Source organism: Kitasatospora sp. NBC_01266 (genome assembly GCF_036242395.1).
Taxonomy (GTDB): Bacteria; Actinomycetota; Actinomycetes; order Streptomycetales; family Streptomycetaceae; genus Kitasatospora.
Genome location: NZ_CP108458.1, coordinates 4,778,550 through 4,803,801 on the forward strand (window position 1 = coordinate 4,778,550; position 25,252 = coordinate 4,803,801).

Below are 25,252 nucleotides of genomic sequence, written 5' to 3' on the forward strand. Positions count from 1 at the left end.
CCCCAAGGATCTCGTGTGACGGTTGGGGAAGGCGGCGGGTCCAGTGGAGCCTCGCATCATCGGCAGTGGCGGCGACGAGCAGGCGGCCGATCACTTCGGCACGGCCGAGTTGCGGCGCAGGGTGCTGGACGCCTGGGCGGCTTCGCCGGCCCGGTTCCGGGAGGACGCCAACGCGGAGGAGGAGCTGGCGCTCGGCGGTTACCGGGATCGTCTGGTGGTCGAGTTGGCGCAGAACGCGGCGGACGCCGCGGGCCGCGCCGGTCGCGGCCCGGGTCGGCTGCGGCTGACCCTGCGCGACGGGGTGCTGGCCGCCGCCAACACCGGTGCGCCGCTGGACGCGGCGGCGATCGAGTCGCTCTCCACCCTGCGCGCCTCCTCCAAGCGGGCCGACGCCACCCCCACCGTGGGCCGGTTCGGGGTCGGCTTCGCCGCCGTGCTCGCGGTGAGCGACGAGCCGGCCATCGTCGGCCACGCGGGCGGCGTGCGTTGGTCGCTCGCCGAGTCCCGGCAGCTCACCGACCGGGTGGCGGGCGAACAGCCCGCACTGGCCGAGGAGTTGCGCCGACGTGACGGTCACGTCCCGGTGCTGCGGCTGCCGCTGCCCGCCGAGGGCGAGCCGCCGACCGGCTACGACACGGTGGTCCTGCTGCCGCTGCGCGACGGCGCCGCCGAGGACCTGACCCGCCGTCTGCTGAACGGCGTGGACGACGCGCTGCTGCTCACCCTGCCCGGTCTGGCCGAGATCGTCGTGGAGACCCCGGACGGCGGCTCGCGCACGCTGACCCGCTCGGTGGCCGAGCGCACCGAGCAGGGCCTGGGCCAGGTCACCCTGACCGAGTGCGACGCGCAGGGCGCCACCAGCCGCTCGCTCTGGCAGACCGTCACCGCCACCGGCGCACTCGCCCCCGAGCTGCTGGCCGACCGTCCGATCGAGGAGCGGGCCCGCCCGTACTGGACGGTGACCTGGGCCGTGCCGGTCTCCGCCGCCGGCACCCCGCAGCCGCTTCCGGTGGCGCCCGTGCTGCACGCGCCCACCCCGAGCGAGGAGCCGCTGGGCGTGCCCGCGCTGCTGATCGCCTCCTACCCGCTGGACTCCACCCGGCGCCACGTCGCGCCCGGCCCGCTCACCGACTTCCTGACCGAGCGGGCCGCCGAGGCCTACACCGACCTGCTGCGCGCCCGTGGCGCCGACCTCGGTTCGCTCGCGCTGGTCCCCGGGCCGCTGGGCCAGGGCGCGCTGGACAACGCGCTGCGCACGGTGATCCTCTCCCGGCTGCCCGGCACCGCGTTCCTGCCGCACCCCACCGCCGTCGAGGAGGGCACCCCGGCGCTGCGCCCGCGCGACGCCACGCTGCTGGAGGGCGCCGACTCCTCGGTGGTCGAGGCGCTGGCCCCGATCTTCCCCGGTCTGCTGCCGGCCGGCCTGGAGCGGCGGGCCGAGCTGCGCGCGCTGCAGGTGCGGCGGATCCCGCTGGCCGAGGTGGTCGACCAGCTCGGCGGCCTGGACCGGGAGCCGGCCTGGTGGCGCAGCCTGTACGGGGCGCTGGCCGGCGCCGATCCGGAGGCGCTCGGCGCGCTGCCGGTGCCGCTGGCCACCGGACGCACCGTCACCGGACCGCGCCGGGTGCTGCTGCCCTCCGAGGACGCCGACTGGGCGGGCTTCCCCGGTTATCCCGAGGCCCTGGCGGAGGCACTGGACCTGCTGGACCTGCGCCTGGCCCACCCCGAGGCCGCGCACCCGCTGCTGGCCAAGCTCGGCGCCGCCACCGCCACCCCGGCGGGCATCCTGGCGACCCCCGAGCTGCGCGCGGCCGTGGCCCGCTCGCTGGATCTGGCCGAGGAGGACTTCGAGGCCGCCGCCGATCTGGCCGACGCGGTGCTCGGCCTGGTCAGGGCGGCCGGCGCGAAGGCCGGCGACCACCCGTGGCTGGCCCGCCTGGCGCTGCCCGACGACGAGGGCGAGCCGGCCAGGGCCGGTGAACTCATCCTCCCCGAAAGCCCGTTCGCCGAGCTCGCCCGTCCCGAGGACGCGCCCTTCGTGGACGAGGACCTGCTGGACCGCTGGGGCCCCGAGGTACTGGGCGCGGTCGGGGTGCTGAGCGACTTCGTGCTGGTCCGCGCCGAGGACGCGGTGCTCGACCCGGACGACCTGGAGCGCCTGGACCCCACCGCCCCCGCCGACCGCGCGGTCGGCGGCAATCCGACCGGCCTGCTGGACGAGGCGCCGGACGGGCTGGCCGACTGGGCCGAGGAGGTCCTGGAGGCGCTGCACGCGGACGACGCCGACGCGGTGGGTGTGCCGCCGGTGGCCGCCGAGCTGCTGGTGGTGCGCGATCTGGACCTGGTCGACGAGGAGGCCTGGCCCGAGGCGCTGGCCCGGCTGGCCCGTCCGCCGTACCGGGACGCGGTGATCACCCCGGTCCGGGTGCTGCTGCCCGACGGCAGCTACACCGACCTGCCGCCCTACACCGCCTGGTGGCTGCGCGACCACCCGGTGCTGGACGGCCGCGAGCCGGCCGGGCTGCGCGCGGCCGGCGCCGACTGGCTGCTCCGCGGCCTCTACGACGAGGCCCGCACCACGCTGGACGAGCAGTTCCTGCACGCCCTCGGGGTGCGCACCACGCTCGCCGCGCTGCTCGCCGAGCAGCACGGGCCGGACGAGCTGCTCGACCACCTCACCGACGAGGAGAGCGAGGTGACGCACCGCCAGCTGCACGGCATCTACACCGCGCTGGCCGCCGTCGAGGTCGAACCCCTGGACGTGGTGCGGGCCCTGCCGCCGCTGGACGAGGCCACCGGGCGCAGGCCGGGGCACACCGTGGTGGTGGACGCCACCGAGGCCGTCGTCGCCGACGCGCCCGACCTGGTCCAGCTGCTGCACCCGTACCCGCTGATCCCGGTCGCCCCGGCGCTGGCCCCGGCGCTGGCCGAGCGGCTGCACGTCTCGCTGGCCAGCGAGATCGCCGGCGGCCGGGTGCTCTCCGAGGGCGTCCTGCACCGGGTGCCGCCGTTCGTCCGCGAGCTGCTGCCCGGCTGCCCGGTCGCCTACGAGGAGCACGAGGAGCTGCTGGTGGTCGGCCCGGACGGTGAGGAGGCCGGGGTGGACTGGCGCTGGGACACCGCGGCGCCCACTCCCGAGCTGCCCTACGACCCGGAGTCGGCCGCCCTGGAGGCCGCGGACGAGGTCGGGGGCAGCGTGCTGGCGGAGCCCGGCGGGGAGTTCGAGGTCCCGCCGGTCCCCGGCCTGCTGCACGCGGCCACCCCGGAGGGGCTGGCAGCCGGTCTGGCCTGGTCGGTGGGCCAGTGGCACCGGCGGTTCGAGGTGCTGGCCGCGCTCACCGAGCCGGACCGGGCCTACGAGCTCTCGGCGGCCCGCGACTTCGAGTCCTGACGGTCCGCTCCCGACGGTCCGTTCCTGGCGGACCGTCGGGCCGGCTGGGCTGGCTAGGGTGGCGAGCATGATCGAGATAGCCGAGCGCAGGTTCCTCTTCCTGCTCGCCAGCGCCCGCCCGGACAGCAACACCGAGCTGCTCGCCCGGCGGGCCGCCGAGCAGCTGCCCGCCGACGCCGAGCAGCGCTGGCTGCGGCTGGCCGAGCTGCCGCTGCCGCCCTTCGTCGACGCCCGGCACGACGCGGGCGGCGGCTACCCGCCGCCGCAGGGCCACGCCGCCACCCTGCTGGAGGCCACCCTGTGGGCCACCGACCTGGTGATCGCCTCGCCGCTGTACTGGTACAGCGTCTCCGCCGACACCAAGCTCTACCTGGACCACTGGGCGGGCTGGTTGCGGGTGCCGGGCGTGGACTTCAAGGCCCGGATGGCCGGCAAGGCGCTCTGGGGCGTCACCGTGCTGACCACCGAGGACCACGCCCCGGCCGATCCGCTGGTCGGCACCCTTCGGCTGTCCGCCGAGTACCTGAAGATGGGCTGGGGCGGGGTGCTGGCGGGCACCGCCAACAAGCCGGGGCAGATCCTGGAGGACGCCGGGGCGCTGGAGCGGGCGAAGACCTTCTTCGCCGCCGGCTAGCGCCGGACCGGCGCCGGCTACGCCTGGTCCGGTCCGCGCGTGACGAAGAAGCGCCAGACCACCTCGAGCAGCAGCCCGGCCAGCACCGCGATCGCCACGCCCGTCCACACGTCGCGGCTGTCGATCAGCTGGAGCTGGAAGAAGTTCGACAGCCAGGGCACCACCATGACCAGCGCGAAGGCGCCGCACATGGCGCCGATCAGCAGCACCCGCCACCAGGTGTAGGGCCGGGCCACGATCGCCAGCACCCACATGGCCACGATGAAGAGGGTGAGGGTGGCCACGCTGGTGTCGGACTTCAGGTCGGTGGCGTGGTCGGCGCGGGCCAGCGCGTAGGCGGTGAAGGTGGCCGCCCCGGCGATCACCCCGCCGGGGACGGCCAGCCGCAGCACCCGGCGCACGAAGCCGGGCCTGGCCCGCTCGCTGTTCGGGGCCAGCGCCAGGAAGAAGGCCGGGATGCCGATGGTGAGCGAACTCAGCAGGGTCGAGTGCCGGGGCAGGAACGGGTAGGGCAGCTGGGTGAAGACCACCAGCAGCGCCAGCAGCACCGAGTAGACCGTCTTCACCAGGAAGAGGCCGGCCACCCGCTCGATGTTGCCGATCACCCGGCGGCCCTCGGCGACCACCGAGGGCAGCGTGGCGAAGCTGTCGTCCAGCAGCACGATCTGCGCCACCGCCCGGGTGGCCTCGCTGCCCGAGCCCATCGCCACGCCGATGTCGGCGTCCTTGAGCGCCAGCACGTCGTTGACGCCGTCGCCGGTCATCGCCACGTGGTGCCCGCGGGACTGCAGCGCGCCGACCAGCTCGCGCTTCTGCTGCGGTGTCACCCGGCCGAAGACGGAGGTGCGTTCGGCGGTGTCGGCCAGGGCCTCGGGGTCGCTCGGCAGGGTCCGGGCGTCCAGCGGGTGCTCGGCGCCGGGCAGCTCCAGGCTCGCCGCGACGGCGCCGACCGAGACCGCGCTGTCCCCGGAGATCACCTTCGCCTGGACCCGCTGCTGCTCGAAGTAGCGCAGCGTGCTCGCGGCGTCCGGGCGCAGCCGCTGCTTGAGCACCACCAGGGCCAGCGGGCGCAGGTCCTTGGCCGGGTCGGGGGCGTCCAGCGGCACCGGGGTGCGGCCGAGCAGCAGCACCCGAAGGCCCTGCCCGCCCAGTTCGTCCACCTCGGCCAGCGCCGGGTGCCCGGTGGGCAGCAGCACGTCGGGTGCGCCGAGCAGCCAGCTGGCCTCGGCGCCGCCCGGCTCCAGCAGCTGCACCCCGCTCCACTTGCGGGCCGAGGAGAACGGCATCGCCTCCAGCACCCGCCAGTGCTCCCGGCCCTCCCCCTCGGGGGCGGGGTAGGCGTCCAGCACCGCCCGCATGCTGGCGTTCGGCCGGGCGTCCGCCGCCGCCATCACGCCGAGCGCCCGGCGCAGCCGCTCGCCGTCGCCGGCGTCGTCCAGTGCGCGCAGCTCCAGCACGTCCATGCCGCCCTCGGTGAGGGTGCCGGTCTTGTCCAGGCAGACGGTGTCCACCCGGGCCAGTCCCTCGATCGCCGGCAGCTCCTGGACCAGGCACTGCTTGCGGCCCAGCCGGATCACCCCGATCGCGAAGGCCACCGAGGTCAGCAGCACCAGCCCCTCGGGCACCATCGGCACGATCCCGGCCACCGTGCGGCGCACCGCCTCGCGCCAGTCGTTGTGCTCCACCGACCACTGGCTGATCACCAGGCCGAGCGCGGTGGGGATCAGCAGGTAGGTGATGAACCGCAGGATGGTGTCGATGCCGGTGCGCAGCTCGGACTTGACCAGGGTGAACCGGCTGGCCTCCTCGGCCAGCCGGGCGGCGTAGGCGTGGCGGCCGACCTTGGTGGCGGTGAAGGCGCCGGCCCCGGCGACCACGAAGCTGCCGGACATCACCAGGTCGCCCGGGTGCTTGAGGACCGGGTCGGGCTCGCCGGTGAGCAGCGACTCGTCGATCTCCAGGCCCTCGGCCTCGGTGACCGCGCCGTCCACGATCACCTTGTCGCCGATGCCGAGCAGCACGGTGTCGTCCAGCACGATCTCGGCCACCGCGACCTGGGTCACCTGGCCGTCCCGGCGCACCTCGGGGCGGGCCTCGCCGATCAGCGCGAGGCTGTCCAGGGTCCGCTTGGCGCGCACCTCCTGGATGATGCCGATCGCCGTGTTGGCGACGATCACCAGGCCGAACAGCCCGTCCTGGATCGGGCCGACCACCAGGATGACCGCGAAGAGCACACCGATGATCGCGTTGAAGCGGGTGAAGACGTTCGCCCGCACGATCTCCTTGACGGACCGTGAGGAACGCACCGGGACGTCGTTGACCTGCCCGTTCGCCACCCGCTCGGCGACCTCCGCCGTCGTCAGGCCGCCACGCCGGACGGGCGCGAGGCCGGTGGCGCCGGCGCTCGCGCCGCTGTCAGGGGCGGGCCGGTCCGCGGCGGGATGCGTCATGGCATCGACTCTACGGGGGCGAAATGTCCGGTGCGTCCTCCTATGGTCCAGGCCCGGCCGACCGGGTGGACCGCTCGGCGGGGGTGTCACTCCTCCCCGGGGCGGACCGGGGTGTGGGCCTGGGGACGGACCTGGGTGCGGGCCCGGGTGCGGACCTGGGGGCGGACGTGCCCCGGTGCGGTCACTGGCCGGGAAGGGCCTCGCCGCTCACCCGGTCCCGCTGGATCGCGGCGCGCCGGGCCCGGCAGTACCAGAGCCCGATCAGGCCGAGCAGACCGCCGGAGAGGCAGATCCAGGGCCAGCTGCCGTGCCCGTGCGCGGAGAGGGTGTGCTGGAAGGGGAGCAGCACCAGGAAGCCCACGAACCAGAGCACCGTGCCGCCGCCCACGATCGCGACGTCGTTGGCTTCCAGGGGCGGCGGCGAGGGGTGCAGGGCGGTCTTCGGCATAGCGCTCAGCCTACGGCTTCGGGGGCGCGCCACCCGGTTGATCTACGCGCGAAGATGGCGCGTGCACGACCGGTGAACTCATACTGAAGGCCCTCCTTTGCCCCCACCAGAGGACATATCGCATGCCTTCCGCGGCCCTCGACCGCTACTTCCGGATCTCCGAACGCGGCTCCAGCGTGCCCCGGGAGATCCGTGGCGGTGTCGCCACCTTCTTCACCATGGCCTACATCCTGGTGCTGAACCCGATCATCCTGTCCAACGCCGTGGACATCAACAAGCAGTCGCTGAGCTTCCCGCAGCTGGTCACGGCCACCGCGCTGACCGCGGGACTGACCACGCTGCTGATGGCCGTGATCGGCAACGTCCCGATCGGCCTGGCCGCGGGGCTGGGTGTGAACACCATCGTCGCGCTCCAGCTGGCACCCAAGATGACCTGGCCGGATGCGATGGGCATGGTCGTGCTGGCCGGCATCTGCATCATGCTGCTGGTCGCCACCGGCCTGCGCGAACGGGTGATGACCGCCGTGCCGCTCGGGCTGCGCAAGGCGATCGCGATCGGCATCGGCCTGTTCATCACCCTGGTGGGCCTGGTCGACTCCGGCTTCACCAGCCGGGTCCCCGACAGCGCCCACACCACCGTGCCGCTGGAGCTGGGGATCGGCGGCCACCTGCACGGCTGGCCGGTGCTGGTCTTCGTGCTCGGCGTGCTGCTCACCATGGTGCTGGTGGTGCGCAAGGTGCCGGGCGCGATCCTGATCTCGATCGCGGCGATGACCGTGGTCGCGCTGGTGATCCAGAAGCTGGCGAACCTGCCCGCCGACGCCTGGGGCCTGACCGTCCCCAAGTGGCCGGGCAACCCGGTCTCCGCCCCCGACTTCGGACTGGTCGGCAAGGTCAGCCTGTTCGGCGGCTTCCATTACGTCAGCGTGCTGACCGGGATCCTCTTCATCTTCACCGTGCTGATGAGCGCCTTCTTCGACGCGATGGGCACCATCCTCGGCGTCGCCGACGAGGCCCACCTGCTCGACGAGAAGGGCGACCTGCCCGGCATCAACCGGGTGCTGATGGTCGACGGCATCGCCACCGCCCTCGGCGGCGCCACCTCCTCCTCGGCCAACACCTGCTTCGTCGAGTCGACGGCCGGCGTCGGCGAGGGCGCCCGCACCGGCCTCGCCAGCCTGGTCACCGGCGCGCTCTTCATGCTCGCGCTCTTCCTGACCCCGCTGGCCACCATGGTCCCGGCCCAGGCGGCCACCCCGGCACTGGTCACGGTCGGCTTCCTGATCCTGGCCAACTCGATCCGCGAGATCGACTGGAGCGACTACACCATCGCGATGCCGGCCTTCCTGACCATGCTGCTGATGCCGTTCACCTACAGCATCACCAACGGCATCGGGATGGGCTTCATCACCTTCTGCGTCCTGCGGGTGGCGACCGGGCGCGGGCGCAGCGTGCCGGTGGCGCTGTACGCGGTGGCGGGGGTGTTCGCCTTCTACTACATGATGCCGGCGCTGGGGTTGGGCAAGTAGCAAGGGTGATTGATATCGACGTGGCGGAGCCTCAGCCGAGCAGCTCGGTCAGCTCCACGGCCGTCCAGTGGCCCGCCGCGCCCGGGCGGGTGCTGAGGTAGGCGGCGCTGCGCGGGGTGGGCCAGGCGTGGGACTCGTGCAGGCCGGCGGCCAGGTGGTGGAGGTAGCCGAGGGCGGGCCGGGCGAGCGGGGCGTCGGCGGTGCGCCACGGGGCGGTGAGGGTGAGCAGCGGGAGGCCTTCGAGGTCGCCGGGGTGCACCAGGGTCTCGTAGCGGCCCGGTCCCAGGGTGGCGCGGCCGTGGCTGAGGACGGGGCGCAGGTCGAGGTCGGTGCCGGGGGCGCGGTGCATCTCCTGGGCGGCGAGGTCGGCGAACTGCTCGGCGGTGAGCAGGTAGGCGCGGGCGGGGGTCAGGCCGGGGTCGAGGGGGTCGTAGAAGGCCATCCCGCCGGTCCAGAGGGTGGACTCCAGGGCGAAGTACAGCTGCCCGGGGAGCTGGATGGGGCGCGTCGCGCGCGGTGGGCGCGGGTCGCGGCAGCCGGGGTGGGCGCGGGCGCCGCCGGGTGGCCGGCCGCCGGCCAGGTAGGCGGTCAGCCGGGCCAGGTGCAGGTTGGAGCCGTAGGCGGCGTACCAGAGGAGCTGCCCGGTCATGCTGTCAGGGTAGGCGGCGGGTCCGGGTGGGGGGCGGATGCCGGGGAAAATCGGGGTCGGGTCGGGGATGCTCCGGATATCCGGTGGGGCGCGCCGGCCTGAACGATGGTCGGCATGCTTACGGTGATGCGGATTGCCAGCTCGACGGTGCGGGTGCGCTGGGCCTCGTTCGTCGGCACGTTCGTCGCGCTGGCCCTCGGCGTGGGGCTGCTGGCGACCGCGACGTTGACCATCGTGGCGACCGGGCACCTCGCCGGCCGGCCGTCGCGCTACGACCACGCGCCGGTGGTGGTGCTGCCGGACACCGAGGTGGTGGTGCACGACCAGGTGGCCGGTGACCAGCGGGTGAAGGTCACCGAGCAGCCGGGCCTGACGCCCGAGGTGCTCGCGGCGGTGGGCCGCACCGGACCGGTGGTGGCGGACCGCACCTTCTACGCCCAGCTGCTCGGCGGCCCGAAGGACCAGGTGGGGCACGGCTGGTCGGCCGCCGCCTTCGGCGGCTACCGGCTGCTGGCCGGAGCGCCGCCGCAGCACCCGGACGAGGTGGTGCTCGGTGGCGGCGAGGCGGCCATGGTCGGGCAGCGGGTGCGGGTGCTGACGGCTGACGGTCCGCTGGAGCTGACGGTCAGCGGGGTGAGGGCGGCGGTCCCGTTCGAGCACGCGCTCTTCTTCACCGACCAGCGGGCCGCGCAACTCTCGCCCCCGGTCGACGCGTTGGTCGCCTACGGGGCTCCGGACCAGGTCCGGCAGGCGGTGTCCGGAGCGCGGTGGCCGTGTACGCGGGGGCGCAGCGGCGGGACGCCGATCCGAACCGCGATGCCGAGCTCGGCCAACTGGACAACGTCACCACGCCGTTGGGCCTGGCGGCGGCGGTGGCCGCGCTGGTGGCGGGCTTCGTGCTGGCTGGCACCTTCGCGTTCTCGGTCGCGCAGCGGCGACGTGAGCTGGTGCTGCTCCGGCTGGCGGGGGCGACCCGGAGCCAGGTGCTGGGCGTCGTCATGGTGGAGACGCTGCTCTGCGTGGGCGCCGGCGTGCTGCTCGGGGCGGTCGCGTCCGCGCTGAGCGTGGGCGGCTCGTGGGCGGCGCTGTGCCGCCTGGTGGGGCCGATTCCGCTGGGCGCCGAAGTGGTCGGCGGCCCCTGGCCGATCGTCGCCGCACTCGGCCTGCTCTGCGGCGTGGTCGCGCTGGTGGCGGCCCTCGCCCCGGCCTCGCTGGCCCTGCGGGTGGGGCCGCTGCGGCCGGCGGCGGCGCGCGAGTAGCGGGCTTCCTGGTAGCCGGTTACCGGCCGAGCCGACGTCCGGTGCTGGCCGGAAAGCGCGCTGTGTAGGCCAGTTGGGTGTGGGCATACTGCCGGTGGACTCATGAGGGGGCAGTGGCCGATGGCGCGATGGGACCCAACCGGTATCGACGAGGCGGACTTTCTGCCGGAGCCGTTCCAGACGGCTGATCAGGCGTCGGTTTCCGGACAGCGGCAGACCCTGCGCTGGTACCGCGGGATGATCCTGATGTTGGTGGCCGCCGCCGTGGTCGGCGCGGTGGCCAGCACGAAGGCGAGCGTCGCGCCGCTGATCTCGGTGGCGGCCTTCCTGCTGGCCGGCTACTTCTGGGCCCGGCTGCGCCGCGCCAACCCGCAGGCCCAGTGGTACGGGGCCCGCGCCGCCGCCGAGTCGGTGAAGACGCTGGCCTGGAAGTACGTCGTGCGGGCCCGTCCGTTCGGCGGCCCGGCGGACTCGCCCGAGGTGGACGAGGTGTACCGGATCCAGGTCGCCGACGTGCTGCGGGCCTTCGAGGAGAGCGGCGCCCTGGCCCCCGGTGCGGTGCCCGAGATCACCGACGGGATGCGGCAGTTGCGCGCCGCCGACCTGCCCATGCGCCGCACCGTCTACCTGCGGCTGCGGGTGGAGGGCCAGCGCACCTGGTACCTGGCCAAGGCGGCCGCCTGCGAGTCGCAGTCCGTCTCCTGGGGCCTGGGCACGGTCGCCCTGATGATCGTCGGCGGTGCGGCGGCCGTCGCCCAGGCGCTCGGCGCGCTCTCGGTGAGCATCTTCGGCGCCTGTTCGGCCGCCGCCGCCGCGATCATCGCCTGGACCCAGCTGAAGCAGCTGCGCCCACTGGTCTCGGCCTACCAGCTGGCCGCCAAGGAACTCGACGTGGTCTGGGGAAAGTTGACCGCCATCGAGCTGAACGACCCGGACGCCGAGGCCAGCTGGTCCCAGCTGGCCGGCGATGTCGAGGACGCGGTGGCCCGTGAGCACACCAGCTGGCGCGCCCGGCGGGCCTTTCCGCGCTGAGAGTGACGGATCGTCAGGAGAAGACGACCGAGCGGAGCTTGAGGCGGTCGCCGAGCCTGTTGCCGGGCGGCATCACGCGGTAGACGCTCCCCTTGCAGTCGAAGTCGAGGTAGGCGACGGCGGTGGCGTCGGTGAGGTTCTCCGGTGCGAAGGCCGGGTCGTCCGGGGTGGCCCCGAACAGGTTGACGCACCGGCCGCCCTCGGGGTCGTGCAGCGTCCCGCGATCGTCCGCCCCGAACCGGTAGTGGAACTCGCCGGTGGCGGCGTAGGAAGAGCTCGGTACGGCCAGCACGAGCAGCAGCGCGCCGGCAGCGGCGGCGACGGTGTTGCGGAGACGCATGGGGTGATCCCTTTCGATGAAGGCGAACTGGGATCACCGTAGAGTGGGGCGAATCAGGCGAAACGGTTCTGCTTGGGTCACTCGTGTGTCGTCCGGGCGGGCGCCGAGGGGGAGTTGGGGCGGCTCAGCTGAAGTCGCGGCGGAAGATGTCGGCCTCCAGGACCTCCGGGAGGACGCGGGAGACGGTGGCGATGTCATCGTCGTCGTGCAGGACCGTCAGGCCGTGGTGCACGGCCGTGGCACACAGCAGTAGATCGGCCGGGCCGGGACCTCGGTGCCGGCCCTTCTGGGTGAGCTTGTACTGGGCGTTCTCCGCCCACCGCCAGGCGTCCTTGGGCATGGGGGCGGAGGCGAAGAGCGTGGTCAGCTCCTCCTCCAACTCGTCACGATGCGCGGGACTCTCGGCCGAGTAGAGGTATTCGAGCTTCGTGATCGAGCACACTTTGACCAGGCCGGCTTCCAGCGGGCCGATCCAGCGCGCCTGGACGCCCCGGTCCTGGAGAATCCGCCAGATGGCGGAAGTGTCGATCAAGTAGCCGGTCACTCATTCACCTCGCTGGGCACGTTTGCGTGTCTCGTATGCGCGGATCGCCGGATCGAACTCGCCGCGCGCTGCGCGGGTCGTCATCTTCTCCAACGCTTCCAGTCGCTTGAGCCGCTCGACCACCTCCCGGAGTGCGGTGTTGACCGTTTCCTTCTTGGTGGTGGTGCCGAGCAGTCGCATGGCCTCGGCCAGGATGTCGGGGTCGAGCTCGATGTTGGTGGCGGTCACCCTGTTCCTCCTCTCGGATCGTCGCACATGGCATACGGCTTCATTGTGCGGTATCGACACGGCAGACGCCATGGCGATTTTTAATTAGTTAGGGTAATGACGTATCCTAAGTATCATGTCCGAGATGTCCGAGGGCGACCTCGCCGCTGTCAGTCAGCTGCGGTCGTCCGTGATGCGGCTGGCGCGCAGGTTGCGGCACCAGCATGTGGAGCAGTCCCTCAGCCCTACCGAGATGGGGGTGCTGGGGACGCTGGCCCGGTGTGGGAGTGCGACACCGGGGGAGTTGGCGCGGCGGGAGCATGTGCAGCCGCCGTCGATGACGCGAATCATCGCGATGTTGGAGGAGAAGGGGCTGGTGCGGCGCGAGCCGCACCCCGAGGACCGGCGGCAGGTGGTGGTCAGCATGACCGACCAGGCCGCGGCGATCCTCGACGAGAGCCGCAGGCGGCGCAACGCCTGGCTCGCGGAGCTGGCCTCCGGGCTGACCGAGGAGGAGTGGGCGAGCGTGCGCGCGGCAGCGCCCGCGCTGTACAAGCTCGCGCACCTGTAGCGCACCGCACGGGATACGTCGGACGTAGAGAGAGGACCACCGCATCACCGCAGGACCGACCAGGAAGACCAGCAGCGCGGCCCCGGCTCATGCCGAGGCCGCGCACCGAGGGGAGCAGTACGTGATACCGCAGGGCGCAGCCGGCGCCGCCAACCGTCCCGACGACACCACCATCCCGACCAGCACCGTTGTCACCGCCACCAACGCCACCACCACCCCTGTCGCCACGCCGGTGAGTTCCCCCGGCGACGACGACCCCTGCGAACGCACCGCGGCGGCTGAGACCGCCGCACCGGGAACCGCGGCCTCGACCCGGTTCACCCGCCCGACGGGGACCTTCTCCTCGCTGCGGGTTCGCAACTACCGGTACTTCTTCGCCGGGCAGATCGTCAGCAACACCGGCAGCTGGATGCAGCGCATCGCCCAGGACTGGCTGGTGCTGAGCCTCACCGGCAGCCCGCTCGCGGTCGGCATCACCACCGCCATGCAGTTCCTGCCCACCCTGCTGCTCGGCCTCTTCGGCGGCGTGCTCGCCGACCGGATGCCCAAGCGGCGGATGCTGGTCGTCACCCAGGGCGCGATGGGCCTGCTGGCCGCCGCACTGGCCGTGATGACGATCACCGGTGTGGTGACCGAGTACTACGTCTACGCCTTCGCGCTGCTGCTGGGCCTGGTGACCGTGGTGGACACGCCGACCCGGCAGGCCTTCGTCTCCGAGATGGTCGGTCCCGAGCACCTGAGCAACGCGGTCAGCCTGAACGCCGCCAACTTCCAGACCGCCCGGCTGGTCGGCCCGGCGGTGGCCGGTCTGCTGATCGCGGCGGTCGGCAGCGGTTGGGCGTTCGCCCTCAACGCGCTCTCCTTCGCGGCCGTGATCGGCGGTCTGCTGGCGATGCGGACCAGCGAACTGCGTCCGGTGCAGCGGATCCCGCGCGAGAAGGGGCAGCTGCGCGAGGGGCTGCGGTACGTGCGCGAGCGTCCCGACCTGATGTGGCCGCTGGTGCTGGCCGGGTTCATCGGGACCTTCGGCTTCAACTTCCCGACCCTGCTCTCCGGCTTCGCCTACGACACCTTCCATGTCGGTCCGGGCCGGTATGGCCTGCTGAACACCGCGATGGCACTCGGCTCGCTGGCCGGCGCCCTCTACGCCGCTCGCCGGGGTGCCCCGCGCCTGCGCTGGCTGACCGGCGCGGCCCTGGGCTTCGGGCTGCTGGAGGTGCTGGCCTCCGGTGCACCCGGGTACTGGAGCTTCGCGGTGCTGCTCACCCTGATCGGGATCTGCGGGCTGACCTTCAACACGGCGGTCAACTCCTATGTGCAGCTGGCCACCGACCCCGAGATGCGTGGCCGGGTGATGGGCCTGCTGGTGCTGGTCTTCACCGGCGGCACCCCGGTCGGCGCCCCGCTGGTGGGCTGGGCGACCGACGCCTACGGCCCCCGGGTCGGCCTGCTGGCCTGCGGCCTGGTCTCGGCCCTGGCGGCGGCGGTGATCGGCCTGGTGCTGGCCCGCTGCGCCGACCTGCGCCTGCGGGTCGACCTGCACCGGGGCAGCGGCGGCCGGGTGGTGGCCTTCGTGCCGCGCCAGGCGCAGCCGTCGGAGCCGGAGTCGCTGCCGTCGGAGCCGCTGCCGCAGGGGCGGGAGCGCGAGCTGGTGGCGGCCTGCTGACGTAGCGTCGGCTGGTGGTGCGTCAACTGCGGCCCGGCCAGAGCCCGATGTCCGGGCTCCGGCCGGACCGCGGGTGTGTCTCTGCCCGGCCCGCCGAGCCCTATGCGTCGGTGTCCTTGGGGTGTCGCGTGGCGGCATAGACGAGATGGACTGTCCGACCGGGCTCGTCCACGAGGTAGCGCACCCGCCCGCCGGCGGTCACCTCGTACTCCCACTGCGGCAGCTCGACGCCACCCAGGGCCCGGAATGCCAGGCGGCCTCGCAGCCTGTGCTGCCGATCCGGGGTACTCAGGGACAGCGGGTCGGCGCGGAGGGCTTCGAAGCAGCGGCGGGTGCTCCCTGCGGCCTCCGCGCAGAGGTCGCCCCATCCCTTGGCAGCCTCGTTCGTGGCGAACCGAAGCCGCCATTCATCGCCGACGGGTGGTGGTGGGACGTCGTCACCGCGTTTGGGCTCATGGTGCGGGCACCTCGCCGTGGTCATCGCCCGGGAGAGGCCTGGTGAGCTGCGCGGTCAGGTCGGGGTCTGCCAGGATCCGCGCTGTGGCACGCCATTCGACGATGACGCGGTGCAGGTTGGCGTGTACGTCGAGTTCCACGACGTCACGTGTGGCATCCACCAGATCGACGACGAACTCCCGCACCTCGTCGGCCGACAGGTGTCTGGTCCAGGGGAAGACCGTGGGCAGCGCCATGAGTACTGCCCGTGCGCCCTCGTCGTTGCTGATCAGCGCGGCGAAGAGGCGGGCGGTGACGTCTGCGGTCTCCTCGCGCTGGCGGTCATGGCGCTCGGTCGTGAGGTAGAGATCCTCGCCGTCGCGACGCGTGACGTGAACCCGTTGGGCGCGCTCAACGGTGTCGGCAACCCGCTTGGAGTTCTTTGACAGGTCAGAGAACGACACAGTGAGTATCGACATGAGTTCAAGCTGACTTCGGAATACATTCCGAAGTCAAGGCGGCCGCTCGTCCTGCGCGCTGTGGCGGACGGCGTGGAATCTCCCCCCGGGGGAGGTCCTACGGTCCGTCCTCAGTACGGCAACGCGCTACGAAAGAGGTCGACCATGACGACGTTCCTGCTGATCCCCGGTCTCTGTATGGGCGGTTGGGCCTGGGAGGCGGTGGCCGCCGAGCTGGCGGCGGGCGGGCACCGGGCGGTGCCGGTGACGCTGCCCGGGCTGGCCGAGCGGGCGGGGGAGGGGGCCGGGAGCATCGGGCTCGCGGAGCATGTCGCCGAGGTGGTGGCGCTGCTCGACGCGCAGGGGCCGGGGGTGGTGCTGGTGGCGCACAGCTATGCGGCGTTCCCCGCGCTCGCCGCTGCGGACCGGCGGCCGGGCCAGGTCGCGCGGGTGGTGTTCGTGGACACCGGGATGCCGGAGAACGGCGAGTCGGTGCTGACGAGCTTCGCGGGGAGCGGAATCTCGGGCCCGATCGAGGGTGGCCTGCTGCCGGTGCCGAGCGAGCCGGCCGGGATCCCCGACGCGGAACTGGAGCGGTACCACCGCCTGGCCACCCCGCACCCCGCCGCCACCCTCACCGACCCGATCGAGCTGACCGGCGCCTGGCGCAAGCTGCCCACCACCGGTGTGTTCTGCCTGGAGAACGGCCTCAGCCTGGAGGTGGCCCGTGCCCTGCACGCCAGTGGGGACCCCCGGTTCGCCAAGCTGGCTGAGCCCGGGGTGACCTTCTTCGAGATGGCGACCGGCCACTTCCCGATGCTCACCGCCCCGGTCGAGCTGGCCGGCATCCTGGTGCGCGCGGCGGCCGGTGAGGGTGCGGGACTGTACGGCTGACGGACCCGCGCCCTACTGCCAGGTCGCGGTGTCGGGGTCGATGCCGTGGGCGCGGGCGCCGGCGTCGATGATGCGACGGAACCAGGTGGCAAGGCCGGCGCGGATGCCGTCGTAGTGGGCGGCGAATCCCGGATCGGCCTCGTACTTGCGGCCGAGACAGACCTGCATCTGCCTGGTGAGGGGAAAGTACGAAGCGAAGACCTCGCGGTGCCTCTCGACGAGTCGGTTCGCTTCCGGGCTACCAGGTGTGACGCCGGCGTCCATCGCCTCCCCGAGGGTGCGCTCGAAGTCGGCGACGGCGTCCGTGATGGCCTGCCACTCCTGTGGACCGCGAGAGGCTGAGCCTTCGGCGTACTGCAGCCACTGCGTCGTGTCTCCGTAGCGCTGACGGGCTTGGGCGGGCCAGTCCGGGTTCCACCGGGGGCCGAAGACCGCGGCCTGCTGCTCGATGGTCAGCAGCAGGCCACGCTCGTGGGCGTCGATCATCCGGTCCAGTCCGGCGCCGAGCTGCTGGAGTCGGTCGATCCGCTCGCCGACCTGGGTGCGCTGCGCGCGCAATGCGCCGGGCACGTCCGCGGTCGAGTCGTCCAGGATGTCCCGGATCCGGTCCAGGCCGAGGCCGAGCTCACGGTAGACGACGATGCGGTGCAGGCGTTCCAGATCACCGGCGGTGTAGAGCCGGTACCCGGCAGCCGTGCGCAGCGACGGTCGCGCCAGACCGATCTCATCCCAGTGATGCAGCGCGCGGACCGTCACGCCCAGACGTGTCGAGGCCTGACCGACGGTCAGGCCATCGGCGTCAGTGGCATCAGGCATGCTCCTCATTATCGCCGTGACTATCGCCGTGGCCGAGGTCCGGTGGGGTGATCCCGACGGCTTCGAGGTTGCGCGCCTCCTGACTGGCCGGATCAAAGGGCTTCGCCGCGGTGAAGACGATCCGTGCGTTCTCGGGGGTGATCACCTCCACATCGCGGGTGTTCCAGGGAGTGTCCCGTGGACCGTCGACCGAGTTCGGGCGCAGCGCACGACAGCCCTCGACAAGGGAGTGGACCTGGCCGAGCACGCACGCGAAACTGAAGCTCACCGCCGGCGGCTGCTCCGGAACGCTCGCCGCCGAGACGAGCAGCACGTCCTGGAACGCCCACCGGCGCAGATGCACAAGCGTGCCGGGGATGCCGAACAGCTCGAAGAACCCGAGCCCACGGGTCCAGAAGTCCACCGACGCCGCCAGATCGCAAGTGGGGATCGTCACGAACGCGGGCATTCCGTAGATGCCACGGAACGGCTCCGGCGCAACCGCATCCGGGCCGGGGGCGGGCACGGGACTCATCTCGAACGCGTTGTAGTAGTCGCTCATGCACTCCACCCTCCAGCCTCACGCAACGTGAGGGTCAAGCCGAGGCGTTGTGGGCGAGGGCGCCTGGAAAGTCGGGTGGGTCGACTTCCTGGGTCAGGTGGATGCGTCCAGGGGGCGGATGGCTCGGGCGAGTTGGTGGAGTTCGGTGAGGTGGAGCGGGCGGAGCTGGACGAGGATGGTGCCCTCGTGGGTGATCTGCCAGCCGTCGCCGAGGTCGGGGAGGTCGACGTCCGCGTCGGTGAGGGCGGAGGTGAAGTCGGCCAGGGCGGCGGCCACTTGACGGCGGGGGTGGGTCATGTGGGCTTCACCAGCCACTTGACGTCGACTTCCCATTCCATGCCGCCGCGCTCGGGGCGGAGGTAGACCAGGTCGCGGGTGCGGTCCATCACGATGCCGAGGCGCTGGTTGAGCGAGTCGTGGACCAACTCGCCCCGCTTGCTGGGCTCGTGGGGGTGGTTGGGGGGCGTGCTGCGGTGCGGGTCGGGGGTGGGGTAGGGGGAGGTGAGGCGGAGGAAGAGTTCGGGGCGACCGCCGCAGTCGGCGGGGCACTCGCACTCGGGCAGGCCGCGCTCGATGTGGGGCGGGGGAGGGTTCGTCATGGCAGGTTGCTTCCGCAGAGGGGTGCAGATGATGGCAGATCATGGCAAAGAGGGGGAATTTGACTGATTCCCTGTGCACTTCAGTCTCGGGGTGTGACCATGGCGTCACAAGCGGTTGGGCAAGAGGGTTGCCAAGACTGTTGAGGGGATGATCATGGCCGTTGAGCTGGGGGTCATTGACGGTGGGGCGTCGGACGAGGGGCCGATGACGTGGGGTCGGGTGCTGCGGATGATCCGGGAGGAGAAGGGGCTGACGCAGGCGCAGTTGGCCGATCTGATGACGACCCATCAGACGATGATCAGCCACCTGGAACTGGGCAAGAGCCAGCCGGACGAGCGGTGGGCCAGGAGGCTGGACGAGGTGTTGGAGGCTGGTGGGCGGTTGCTGATGGCGTTCAAGCTGGTGGAGCCGTATCTGTCGCAGCCGCCGCCGGACTGGGATGCGTTCAAGGAGCTCAGAAGGGTGGAGGGGCAGGCCGTCCGGCTGTACGACCTCTCCACCGCGCGGATCACGGGCCTGTTGCAGAGTGAGCAGTACATGCGGGCGCTCTTCGCCAAGTACAACCCATGGGAGAGCAGTGAGCAGATTGAGAGCCGGGTACGGGAAAGGCTGGCTCGGCAGACCCGGTTGTTCGTGCAGGGCGGACTTCGGCTGGTCAGCGTGATCGAGGAGGCGACGCTGCGGCGTGTGGTGGGAAGCCGAGCGCTGATGCGAGCACAGCATGCCCACCTGCTGGAGATGATGCAGATGACCAATGTGGTGATCCAGGTACTGCCCTTCGGAGAGGGGGAGGCTACGCGAATGGTCATGAGCGACATGATCATTCTTGAGCAAGGGAACGGCCAGAGGCGGGTCTACACGGAGAGCCTGAATCAAGGGCACTTCATCGACAGCGCACGCGAGGCTAGCCGATACGTCGATGAGTATGATCAGGTGCGCGGATTCTCTCTGTCGGGGAAGGCGTCCGCAGAGCTGATCCGAAGTGTCATGAAGGAGATGGCCGATGGCCAGCATCGCGTGGACCAAGAGCAGCTACTCGCAGAGCAGCGGCGGCAACTGCGTGGAGTGCGCCCCGCAGTCCGCTACCCAAGGCTCCGTCCCCGTACGTGACTCCAAGGACCCGCACGGCCCCGCCCTCGTCTTCCCCGCCGCGTCCTTCTCGGCGTTCCTTGCACAGGTCAAGTCGGGTTCGCTTGCCATGCTCTGACGCATGAGACTCTTCGTCGCCGTCCACCCCTCTCCCGAAGCGGTCGCCGAGCTCGCCACCGCCACTGCCCCCCTGCGCGCCCTCCCCGGCGCCGACCGGTTGCGCTGGACCGATGAGGACGGCTGGCACCTCACCCTCGCGTTCCTCGGTTCGGTGCCCGACGACCACGTTCCCGTCCTCCGCGAGGCGCTCGCGCAGACCGCGCTCGGCTACCAGGCGCATCGCCTGCGACTGGCCGGTGGCGGACACTTCGGCGATCGCGTTCTCTGGGTCGGCCTCGCCGGGCAGACCTGGGCACTGCGGGCACTCGCCCGCGCGGTGCTCACCGTGACGGCCGAGGTGGCCGAACCGCAGGACGCCGAACTCGACTTCCACCCCCACCTCACCCTGGCCCGCACCGGTCGCCGGAGCCATCCCGGTCGTGAGGAGCGGGCCGCCCTGCACACGGCGGCCGAGCGGCTGGAGGAGTTCCAGGGCGTGGAGTGGCCGGTGGCGGAGTTCCAGCTGATGCGCAGCGACTTCGACGGCGGACGGGTCCGCTACACCACCGTGGACCGCTGGGAGCTCAACTCAGGCTGACGGCGGCCAGGCACGCATCGCCGCCGCCGCGACCAGCTCCAGCTCCGCCCGCCCCGCCCCGTCCCTGGCCTGCTGCGACATGCCCTGGATCACCGCGCCGGTGAGCCGGGCCAGGGTGCCCGGGTCGGCCTCCGGCGGCTCCTCGCCGCTCGCCACCGCCGCCGCGATCCGCTGCTCCAGGTCCGCGATATTGCTCTCGCGGAGCGCTCGCAGGCGCGCCATCACGTCCTCGTTGGTGCAGTTGGCGGCGGCGCTGATGATCATGCAGCCGTGCGGGTGGTCGGGGGCGGTGTACTCGGCGGCGGTCTCGCGCAGCAGCCGGGCGATCCCGGCCCGCACCGTCGGCTCCTCCTCGAACGCGCGCGGGCCGAAGGCGCCGTACGTCCGGCCGTAGCCAGCCACGACCTCCTCGAAGAGCGCCCGCTTGTCGCCGAAGGCGGCGTACAGGCTGGGGGCCCGGATGCCCATCGCCTCGGTCAGGTCGGCGATCGAGGTGGCCTCGTAGCCCCGCTCCCAGAACAGCCGGGTGGCGGCGTCCAGGGCGGCCTCGCGGTCGAAGGACCGGGGGCGGCCGCGGGGCGGGGAAGTCGTCATGCCCAGATTCTATATCGCCCGCTACAGAAATCGTGCTACGTTCCCTTTCCATAGCGACCGCTACAGAAAGGCGTGTGCGATGAGCAGGCTTGCGGGGAAGACGGCACTGGTGACCGGTGGCAGCCGGGGGATCGGCAGGGGGATCGCGCTGCGGCTGGCCGGCGAGGGCGCGCTGGTGGCGGTGCACTACGGGAACAACGAGGCGGCCGCCAAGGAGACGGTGGCCGAGATCGAGGCGGCCGGCGGCCAGGCGTTCGCGGTCGGCGCCGAGTTGGGCGTGCCGGGCGACGCGGCGGCGCTCTGGGCCGCCTTCGACGCCGGACTGGCCGCGCACAGCGGCGGTTCGGGCCTGGACATCCTGGTCAACAACGCGGGGGTGGGCCTCTACGGCGTGGTCGGCGAGGTGGCCGAGGCCGACTTCGACCGGGTCTTCGCGATCAACGCCAAGGCGCCGTACTTCATCATCCAGCAGGGACTGGAGCGGCTTCGGGACGGCGGCCGGGTGATCAACATCTCCTCCGGCGTGACCCGGATCGCCTACCCGATCACCAGCGCCTACTCGATGACCAAGGGCGCGATCAACACGCTCACGCTGACCTTGGCCCAGCAGCTGGGCCCGCGCGGGATCACCGTCAACGCGGTGGCCCCCGGCCTGGTCAACACCGACCTGACCGCGGAGCTCAGGGAGCCGAAGGCGCAGGCCGAGGCCGCCGCGCTGTCGGTCTTCAACCGGGTCGGTGAGCCGGCGGACATCGGCGACGCGGTCGCGTTCCTCGCCTCCGACGACGCCCGCTGGGTGACCGCCCAGGTGCTGGACGCCACCGGGGGCTCCCACCTCTGAAGGCGCTCAGCCGGGCCGGGTACGCTCGCACAGTGGATCCCAAGACTCGTACCCGCATCGTCTCCGGCGCCTTCCTGCTGCTCCTGGTGGCAGTCGCGATCGGCGCGCTGCTGCAGAAGTAGCGGAAGAGACACCGAAGGGGCCGCTGCCCGCGCGGGCAGCGGCCCCTTCGGATGCGTCAGCGCGCGGTCAGAGCTGCTCGACCACGTAGTCGACGCACGCGGTCAGCGCCTGCACGTCGGCCGGGTCGATCGCCGGGAACATCGCGATCCGCAGCTGGTTGCGGCCCAGCTTGCGGTACGGCTCGGTGTCCACGATGCCGTTGGCCCGCAGCGCCTTGGCCACCGCGGCGGCGTCGATCGCCTCGTCGAAGTCGATGGTGCCGACCACTTGCGAGCGCTCGGCCGGCTCGGCGACGAACGGGTTGGCGAACGCGGACTTCTCGGCCCAGCCGTAGAGGTGCCCGGCGGATTCAGCCGTACGGGCGACGGCCCAGTCGAGCCCGCCGTTGCCGTTGAGCCACTCCAGCTGGTCGGCCAGCAGGAAGAGGGTGGCGATCGCCGGGGTGTTGTACGTCTGGTCCTTCGAGGAGTTGTCGATCGCGGTCGGCAGGTCGAAGAACGGCGGGATGTAGCGGCCGGAGCCGGCGATCTCGGCGGCCCGCTCCAGCGCGGCCGGCGAGAAGGCGGCCAGCCAGAGCCCGCCCTCGGAGGCGAAGGACTTCTGCGGCGCGAAGTAGTAGACGTCGGTCTCGGTGATGTCCACCGGCAGGCCGCCGGCGCCCGAGGTGGCGTCCACCAGGACCAGCGAGCCGTCGCCGGCGGTGCCCGCCGGGCGGCGGATCGGCATCGCGACGCCGGTGGAGGTCTCGTTGTGGGTCAGCGCGTAGACGTCCACGCCGGCCTCGGCGACCGGCAGCGGGTGGGTGCCGGGCGCGGTCTTGATCACGCTCGGGTCGTCCAGCCACGGCACGGCCTTGACCGAGGAGGCGAACTTCGAGGAGAACTCGCCGAAGTTCAGGTGCTGGGACTTCTGGCGCACCAGCCCGAGGGCGGCGATGTCCCAGAAGGCGGTGGAGCCGCCGTTGCCGAGCACCACCTCGTATCCCTCGGGGAGCGAGAAGAGGCTGCTCACGCCCTCGCGCACGCGCTTCACCAGGTTCTTGACCGGAGCCTGGCGGTGCGAGGTGCCGAGCAGTGAGGTACCGGTGGCGGCGAGGGCACTGAGGGCCTCGGGGCGCACCTTGGAGGGGCCGCAGCCGAAACGGCCGTCGGCGGGCTTGAGGTCAGCGGGAATCTCAATCTGGGCCACCCGCGCAGCCTACTGGTCCGGCCGCGCGCCCAGGGCCCGCTGTCCGGCCGCTGAGATGAAGCACCCAGCGGCCGACCAGCACAAACGTTCCTGACGACAGGTCAGTTAGGCCTGACGCGGGGTCAGTGCGCGATCGAGTCGTAGCCCTCGATCTCGCGCGGGCTGCGCGGGCCGGGGCCGATGTAGCGGGCGGCCGGGCGGACCAGGCGGCCGGTGCGCTTCTGCTCCAGGATGTGCGCCGACCAGCCGGCGGTGCGGGCGCAGGTGAACATCGAGGTGAACATGTGCGCCGGGACCTCGGCGAAGTCCAGCATGATGGCGGCCCAGAACTCCACGTTGGTGGCCAGCACCCGGTCGGGGCGGCGGTTGTGCAGCTCCTCCAGGGCGGCCTTCTCCAGCGCCTCGGCGACCTCGAAGCGCGGGGCGCCGAGCTCCTTGGCGGTGCGGCGCAGCACGCGGGCGCGCGGGTCCTCGGCGCGGTAGACGCGGTGGCCGAAGCCCATCAGGCGCTCGCCCTTGTCCAGCGCGTTCTTGACCCAGGCGGCGGCGTCGCCGGTGCGCTCGATCTCCTCGATCATGCCCAGCACCCGGGAGGGGGCGCCGCCGTGCAGCGGGCCGGACATGGCGCCGACCGCACCCGACAGGGCGGCGGCGACGTCGGCGCCGGTGGAGGCGATGACCCGGGCGGTGAAGGTGGAGGCGTTCATGCCGTGCTCGGCGGCCGAGGTCCAGTAGGCGTCGATCGCCTTGACGTGCTTGGGGTCCGGCTCGCCGCGCCAGCGGATCATGAACCGCTCGACGACCGTCTCGGCCTTGTCGATCTCGCTCTGCGGGACCATCGGCAGGCCCTGGCCACGGGCCGACTGGGCCACGTAGGAGAGCGCCATCACGGCGGCGCGGGCGAGGTCGTCGCGGGCCTGCTCGGCGGAGATGTCGAGCAGCGGCTTGAGGCCCCAGACCGGGGCGAGCATGGCGAGCGCGGACTGCACGTCGACCCGGATGTCACCGGAGTGCACCGGGATCGGGAAGGGTTCGGCGGAGGGCAGGCCGGGGTTGAACTTGCCGTCGACCAGCAGACCCCAGACGTTGCCGAACGAGACCTGCCCGACCAGCTCGTCGATGTCCACGCCGCGGTAGCGCAGCGCACCGCCCTCGCGGTCCGGCTCGGCGATCTCGCTCTCGAAAGCGACGACTCCCTCAAGCCCGGGTACGAAATCGGACATCACGCGGCTCCTCAGTGACGTGACGGGCCGGCCGCCTGGGTGGGGCGGCGTGGCCAGTGACCGTTTGGTATTTGGCACTCGGTGCCAGAGTGGCAGGCACTGGGTGCATTGCGCCATACACCACGGCGGTGATGTTTCCCCAAGGGCCGCTCGACCTCACATCGGGCCCGGTCGAAACCCGGAATCTTCCGGTGCGAACCGGGTGTTTCCGGACAGCGGCCCGGACTGCAGGGGGCGGAGCGTGGCGAGACACCATATCTCTTGATGTCGAGATTCCATAGGCGGAGCATGGCCAGCCGCTTGTCGTACGGGATGATGTTGGCGTGCAGACTCCGGAAAGCGCCCAGGCCGCGCACCAGACTTCCGTCCCCGACCTCGCCCGGATGCGCCGTCAGTACGCCGAGGCGGGTCTGGCCGAGCCAGAGCTGGCCCCCGAGCCGGTGACCCAGTTCTGCCGCTGGTTCGCGCAGGCCGAGCGGGCCGGGATCGCCGAGCCCAACGCGATGGTGCTCTCCACCGCCGACGCCGAGGGCCGCCCCAGCGCCCGGACCGTGCTGCTGAAGCTCTTCGACGAGCGCGGCTTCGTCTTCTTCACCAACTACGGCTCGCGCAAGGGCGGCGAACTGACGGCCAATCCGCACGCCGCGCTGCTCTTCCCCTGGCATCCGATCGAGCGTCAGGTGATCATCACCGGCAGCGTCGAGCGGACCGGCCGGGACGAGACCGCGGCCTACTTCCGCACCCGCCCGCACGGCTCGCAGCTCGGTGCCTGGGCCAGTGAGCAGTCCAGCCCGGTCGCCTCCCGCGAGGTGCTGGAGCGGCGCTACGCCGAACTCGCCTCCCGCTACCCCGAGGGCGAGGGCGTCCCGGTGCCGCCGTTCTGGGGCGGCTTCCGGGTGGTCCCGCACACGGTGGAGTTCTGGCAGGGGCGGCCGAACCGGCTGCACGACCGGCTGGTCTACACGGCGGCGGAGCAGGGCTGGACGGTGCGGCGGCTCTGCCCGTAGGCCCGACCGTGCCTGCCCCTACGCAA

At 72.1% G+C, this 25,252-nt stretch carries 28 protein-coding genes; 13 read left to right on the forward strand and 15 right to left on the reverse strand.

The annotated features are described in order from the left end of the window. Positions 1 to 43: 43 nt before the first annotated feature. Together OG403_RS20965 and OG403_RS20970 are read left to right on the forward strand one after the other, a co-directional pair. Complete coding sequence (locus OG403_RS20965) at positions 44 to 3,391, forward strand: sacsin N-terminal ATP-binding-like domain-containing protein (RefSeq protein WP_329566621.1); 3,348 nt, start codon at positions 44 to 46, stop codon at positions 3,389 to 3,391. Positions 3,392 to 3,458: 67 nt separating this feature from the next. Beyond that, positions 3,459 to 4,025 carry a flavodoxin family protein gene (locus OG403_RS20970; protein ID WP_329566623.1) on the forward strand — a complete coding sequence of 189 codons (567 nt, stop codon included), beginning with the start codon at positions 3,459 to 3,461 and terminating at the stop codon, positions 4,023 to 4,025. A gap of 17 nt (positions 4,026 to 4,042) precedes the next feature. On the opposite strand, the gene OG403_RS20975 is transcribed toward OG403_RS20970, so the two are convergent. Together OG403_RS20975 and OG403_RS20980 are read right to left on the reverse strand one after the other, a co-directional pair. After that, positions 4,043 to 6,475, reverse strand: a complete 2,433-nt coding sequence (locus OG403_RS20975; protein ID WP_329566625.1) for an HAD-IC family P-type ATPase — start codon at positions 6,473 to 6,475, stop codon at positions 4,043 to 4,045. Positions 6,476 to 6,656: 181 nt separating this feature from the next. After that, positions 6,657 to 6,923: a DUF2530 domain-containing protein gene (locus tag OG403_RS20980; protein ID WP_329566627.1), complete on the reverse strand. Its 267-nt coding sequence runs from the start codon at positions 6,921 to 6,923 to the stop codon at positions 6,657 to 6,659. A 122-nt stretch (positions 6,924 to 7,045) separates the two neighbouring features. On the opposite strand from OG403_RS20980, the gene OG403_RS20985 reads away from it, so the two are divergent. Continuing rightward, positions 7,046 to 8,452 carry an NCS2 family permease gene (locus tag OG403_RS20985; RefSeq protein WP_329566629.1) on the forward strand — a complete coding sequence of 469 codons (1,407 nt, stop codon included), beginning with the start codon at positions 7,046 to 7,048 and terminating at the stop codon, positions 8,450 to 8,452. 31 nt (positions 8,453 to 8,483) lie between these two features. Here the strand turns inward: OG403_RS20985 and OG403_RS20990 are convergent, their stop codons facing one another. Continuing rightward, positions 8,484 to 9,101 carry a histone deacetylase gene (locus tag OG403_RS20990; RefSeq protein WP_329566631.1) on the reverse strand — a complete coding sequence of 206 codons (618 nt, stop codon included), beginning with the start codon at positions 9,099 to 9,101 and terminating at the stop codon, positions 8,484 to 8,486. Positions 9,102 to 9,370: 269 nt separating this feature from the next. Then, positions 9,371 to 9,529 (reverse strand): hypothetical protein, encoded by a 159-nt coding sequence (locus OG403_RS20995; RefSeq protein WP_329566633.1) that lies wholly within the window; start codon positions 9,527 to 9,529, stop codon positions 9,371 to 9,373. A gap of 468 nt (positions 9,530 to 9,997) precedes the next feature. Here OG403_RS20995 and OG403_RS21000 point away from each other — a divergent pair, with 468 nt between their 5' ends. Both OG403_RS21000 and OG403_RS21005 read left to right on the forward strand, forming a co-directional pair. Further along, on the forward strand, positions 9,998 to 10,360 hold the full coding sequence (locus tag OG403_RS21000) for an FtsX-like permease family protein (RefSeq protein WP_329572408.1): 363 nt from the start codon (positions 9,998 to 10,000) through the stop codon (positions 10,358 to 10,360). A 120-nt stretch (positions 10,361 to 10,480) separates the two neighbouring features. Continuing rightward, positions 10,481 to 11,392 carry a DUF4231 domain-containing protein gene (locus OG403_RS21005; RefSeq protein ID WP_329566635.1) on the forward strand — a complete coding sequence of 304 codons (912 nt, stop codon included), beginning with the start codon at positions 10,481 to 10,483 and terminating at the stop codon, positions 11,390 to 11,392. Positions 11,393 to 11,405: 13 nt separating this feature from the next. Here OG403_RS21005 and OG403_RS21010 read toward each other — a convergent pair whose 3' ends face one another. The 3 genes from OG403_RS21010 to OG403_RS21020 form a co-directional block, all read right to left on the reverse strand. After that, on the reverse strand, positions 11,406 to 11,732 hold the full coding sequence (locus OG403_RS21010) for a hypothetical protein (protein ID WP_329566637.1): 327 nt from the start codon (positions 11,730 to 11,732) through the stop codon (positions 11,406 to 11,408). 124 nt (positions 11,733 to 11,856) lie between these two features. Beyond that, entirely contained in the window at positions 11,857 to 12,276 is a 420-nt protein-coding gene (locus OG403_RS21015) for a PIN domain nuclease (protein WP_329566639.1), read from the reverse strand. Beyond that, the gene (locus OG403_RS21020; protein ID WP_329566641.1) at positions 12,277 to 12,504 is read right to left on the reverse strand and encodes a type II toxin-antitoxin system VapB family antitoxin; all 228 of its coding nucleotides are present in this window, start codon (positions 12,502 to 12,504) and stop codon (positions 12,277 to 12,279) included. Between the two features lie 115 nt (positions 12,505 to 12,619). Between OG403_RS21020 and OG403_RS21025 the strand changes: the two genes are divergently transcribed. Further along, entirely contained in the window at positions 12,620 to 13,054 is a 435-nt protein-coding gene (locus tag OG403_RS21025) for a MarR family winged helix-turn-helix transcriptional regulator (protein WP_280689748.1), read from the forward strand. Positions 13,055 to 13,175: 121 nt separating this feature from the next. Next, positions 13,176 to 14,720, forward strand: coding sequence for an MFS transporter (locus OG403_RS21030; RefSeq protein WP_329566644.1), 1,545 nt, complete (start codon positions 13,176 to 13,178; stop codon positions 14,718 to 14,720). A gap of 452 nt (positions 14,721 to 15,172) precedes the next feature. On the opposite strand, the gene OG403_RS21035 is transcribed toward OG403_RS21030, so the two are convergent. Next, a complete protein-coding gene (locus OG403_RS21035) occupies positions 15,173 to 15,634 on the reverse strand; it encodes a prevent-host-death family protein (protein WP_329566646.1) in 462 nt (153 codons plus the stop codon). A 144-nt stretch (positions 15,635 to 15,778) separates the two neighbouring features. Between OG403_RS21035 and OG403_RS21040 the strand changes: the two genes are divergently transcribed. Further along, entirely contained in the window at positions 15,779 to 16,507 is a 729-nt protein-coding gene (locus OG403_RS21040) for an alpha/beta fold hydrolase (RefSeq protein ID WP_329566648.1), read from the forward strand. 12 nt (positions 16,508 to 16,519) lie between these two features. Here the strand turns inward: OG403_RS21040 and OG403_RS21045 are convergent, their stop codons facing one another. The 4 genes from OG403_RS21045 to OG403_RS21060 form a co-directional block, all read right to left on the reverse strand. Next, a complete protein-coding gene (locus tag OG403_RS21045) occupies positions 16,520 to 17,323 on the reverse strand; it encodes a MerR family transcriptional regulator (RefSeq protein ID WP_329566650.1) in 804 nt (267 codons plus the stop codon). Then, positions 17,316 to 17,864 carry a VOC family protein gene (locus OG403_RS21050; RefSeq protein ID WP_329566653.1) on the reverse strand — a complete coding sequence of 183 codons (549 nt, stop codon included), beginning with the start codon at positions 17,862 to 17,864 and terminating at the stop codon, positions 17,316 to 17,318. The genes OG403_RS21045 and OG403_RS21050 overlap by 8 nt, the downstream gene beginning before the upstream one ends. A gap of 93 nt (positions 17,865 to 17,957) precedes the next feature. After that, entirely contained in the window at positions 17,958 to 18,161 is a 204-nt protein-coding gene (locus OG403_RS21055) for a hypothetical protein (protein ID WP_329566655.1), read from the reverse strand. After that, positions 18,158 to 18,463 (reverse strand): hypothetical protein, encoded by a 306-nt coding sequence (locus tag OG403_RS21060; protein WP_329566657.1) that lies wholly within the window; start codon positions 18,461 to 18,463, stop codon positions 18,158 to 18,160. The genes OG403_RS21055 and OG403_RS21060 overlap by 4 nt, the downstream gene beginning before the upstream one ends. Before the next feature lie 154 nt (positions 18,464 to 18,617). On the opposite strand from OG403_RS21060, the gene OG403_RS21065 reads away from it, so the two are divergent. From OG403_RS21065 to thpR, 3 genes are read left to right on the forward strand one after another with little or no spacing between them, the layout of a single operon-like run. Continuing rightward, positions 18,618 to 19,574 (forward strand): helix-turn-helix domain-containing protein, encoded by a 957-nt coding sequence (locus tag OG403_RS21065; protein WP_329566659.1) that lies wholly within the window; start codon positions 18,618 to 18,620, stop codon positions 19,572 to 19,574. Beyond that, positions 19,525 to 19,671 carry a DUF397 domain-containing protein gene (locus OG403_RS21070; RefSeq protein ID WP_329572410.1) on the forward strand — a complete coding sequence of 49 codons (147 nt, stop codon included), beginning with the start codon at positions 19,525 to 19,527 and terminating at the stop codon, positions 19,669 to 19,671. Before OG403_RS21065 ends, OG403_RS21070 begins: the two co-directional genes overlap by 50 nt. A gap of 3 nt (positions 19,672 to 19,674) precedes the next feature. After that, a complete protein-coding gene (gene thpR / locus OG403_RS21075) occupies positions 19,675 to 20,250 on the forward strand; it encodes an RNA 2',3'-cyclic phosphodiesterase (RefSeq protein ID WP_329566661.1) in 576 nt (191 codons plus the stop codon). On the opposite strand, the gene OG403_RS21080 is transcribed toward thpR, so the two are convergent. Beyond that, a complete protein-coding gene (locus OG403_RS21080; protein ID WP_329566662.1) occupies positions 20,242 to 20,844 on the reverse strand; it encodes a TetR/AcrR family transcriptional regulator in 603 nt (200 codons plus the stop codon). The genes thpR and OG403_RS21080 overlap by 9 nt on opposite strands. A gap of 79 nt (positions 20,845 to 20,923) precedes the next feature. Between OG403_RS21080 and OG403_RS21085 the strand changes: the two genes are divergently transcribed. Continuing rightward, positions 20,924 to 21,685 carry an SDR family oxidoreductase gene (locus OG403_RS21085; protein ID WP_329566664.1) on the forward strand — a complete coding sequence of 254 codons (762 nt, stop codon included), beginning with the start codon at positions 20,924 to 20,926 and terminating at the stop codon, positions 21,683 to 21,685. 189 nt (positions 21,686 to 21,874) lie between these two features. Here the strand turns inward: OG403_RS21085 and serC are convergent, their stop codons facing one another. Then, the gene (serC, locus tag OG403_RS21090; RefSeq protein ID WP_329566666.1) at positions 21,875 to 22,996 is read right to left on the reverse strand and encodes a phosphoserine transaminase; all 1,122 of its coding nucleotides are present in this window, start codon (positions 22,994 to 22,996) and stop codon (positions 21,875 to 21,877) included. A 122-nt stretch (positions 22,997 to 23,118) separates the two neighbouring features. Next, the gene (locus OG403_RS21095) at positions 23,119 to 24,219 is read right to left on the reverse strand and encodes a citrate synthase 2 (protein WP_329566668.1); all 1,101 of its coding nucleotides are present in this window, start codon (positions 24,217 to 24,219) and stop codon (positions 23,119 to 23,121) included. A 383-nt stretch (positions 24,220 to 24,602) separates the two neighbouring features. On the opposite strand from OG403_RS21095, the gene pdxH reads away from it, so the two are divergent. Continuing rightward, positions 24,603 to 25,226 (forward strand): pyridoxamine 5'-phosphate oxidase, encoded by a 624-nt coding sequence (pdxH, locus tag OG403_RS21100; RefSeq protein ID WP_329572412.1) that lies wholly within the window; start codon positions 24,603 to 24,605, stop codon positions 25,224 to 25,226. Positions 25,227 to 25,252 lie beyond the last annotated feature (26 nt).

Coding starts and splice junctions, on each gene's coding strand:
- OG403_RS20970 (WP_329566623.1), top strand. CDS start 3,459: ATGATCGAGATAGCCGAGCGCAGGTTCCTCTTCCTGCTCGCCAGCGCC.
- OG403_RS20975 (WP_329566625.1), bottom strand. CDS start 6,475: ATGACGCATCCCGCCGCGGACCGGCCCGCCCCTGACAGCGGCGCGAGC.
- OG403_RS21035 (WP_329566646.1), bottom strand. CDS start 15,634: ATGTCGATACTCACTGTGTCGTTCTCTGACCTGTCAAAGAACTCCAAG.
- OG403_RS21025 (WP_280689748.1), top strand. CDS start 12,620: ATGTCCGAGATGTCCGAGGGCGACCTCGCCGCTGTCAGTCAGCTGCGG.
- OG403_RS21010 (WP_329566637.1), bottom strand. CDS start 11,732: ATGCGTCTCCGCAACACCGTCGCCGCCGCTGCCGGCGCGCTGCTGCTC.
- OG403_RS21085 (WP_329566664.1), top strand. CDS start 20,924: ATGAGCAGGCTTGCGGGGAAGACGGCACTGGTGACCGGTGGCAGCCGG.
- thpR (WP_329566661.1), top strand. CDS start 19,675: ATGAGACTCTTCGTCGCCGTCCACCCCTCTCCCGAAGCGGTCGCCGAG.
- OG403_RS21045 (WP_329566650.1), bottom strand. CDS start 17,323: ATGCCTGATGCCACTGACGCCGATGGCCTGACCGTCGGTCAGGCCTCG.
- OG403_RS20980 (WP_329566627.1), bottom strand. CDS start 6,923: ATGCCGAAGACCGCCCTGCACCCCTCGCCGCCGCCCCTGGAAGCCAAC.
- pdxH (WP_329572412.1), top strand. CDS start 24,603: ATGCGCCGTCAGTACGCCGAGGCGGGTCTGGCCGAGCCAGAGCTGGCC.
- OG403_RS21050 (WP_329566653.1), bottom strand. CDS start 17,864: ATGAGCGACTACTACAACGCGTTCGAGATGAGTCCCGTGCCCGCCCCC.
- OG403_RS21080 (WP_329566662.1), bottom strand. CDS start 20,844: ATGACGACTTCCCCGCCCCGCGGCCGCCCCCGGTCCTTCGACCGCGAG.
- OG403_RS20990 (WP_329566631.1), bottom strand. CDS start 9,101: ATGACCGGGCAGCTCCTCTGGTACGCCGCCTACGGCTCCAACCTGCAC.
- OG403_RS21055 (WP_329566655.1), bottom strand. CDS start 18,161: ATGACCCACCCCCGCCGTCAAGTGGCCGCCGCCCTGGCCGACTTCACC.
- OG403_RS21060 (WP_329566657.1), bottom strand. CDS start 18,463: ATGACGAACCCTCCCCCGCCCCACATCGAGCGCGGCCTGCCCGAGTGC.
- OG403_RS21095 (WP_329566668.1), bottom strand. CDS start 24,219: ATGTCCGATTTCGTACCCGGGCTTGAGGGAGTCGTCGCTTTCGAGAGC.
- OG403_RS21005 (WP_329566635.1), top strand. CDS start 10,481: ATGGCGCGATGGGACCCAACCGGTATCGACGAGGCGGACTTTCTGCCG.
- OG403_RS21040 (WP_329566648.1), top strand. CDS start 15,779: ATGACGACGTTCCTGCTGATCCCCGGTCTCTGTATGGGCGGTTGGGCC.
- OG403_RS20985 (WP_329566629.1), top strand. CDS start 7,046: ATGCCTTCCGCGGCCCTCGACCGCTACTTCCGGATCTCCGAACGCGGC.
- OG403_RS21065 (WP_329566659.1), top strand. CDS start 18,618: ATGGCCGTTGAGCTGGGGGTCATTGACGGTGGGGCGTCGGACGAGGGG.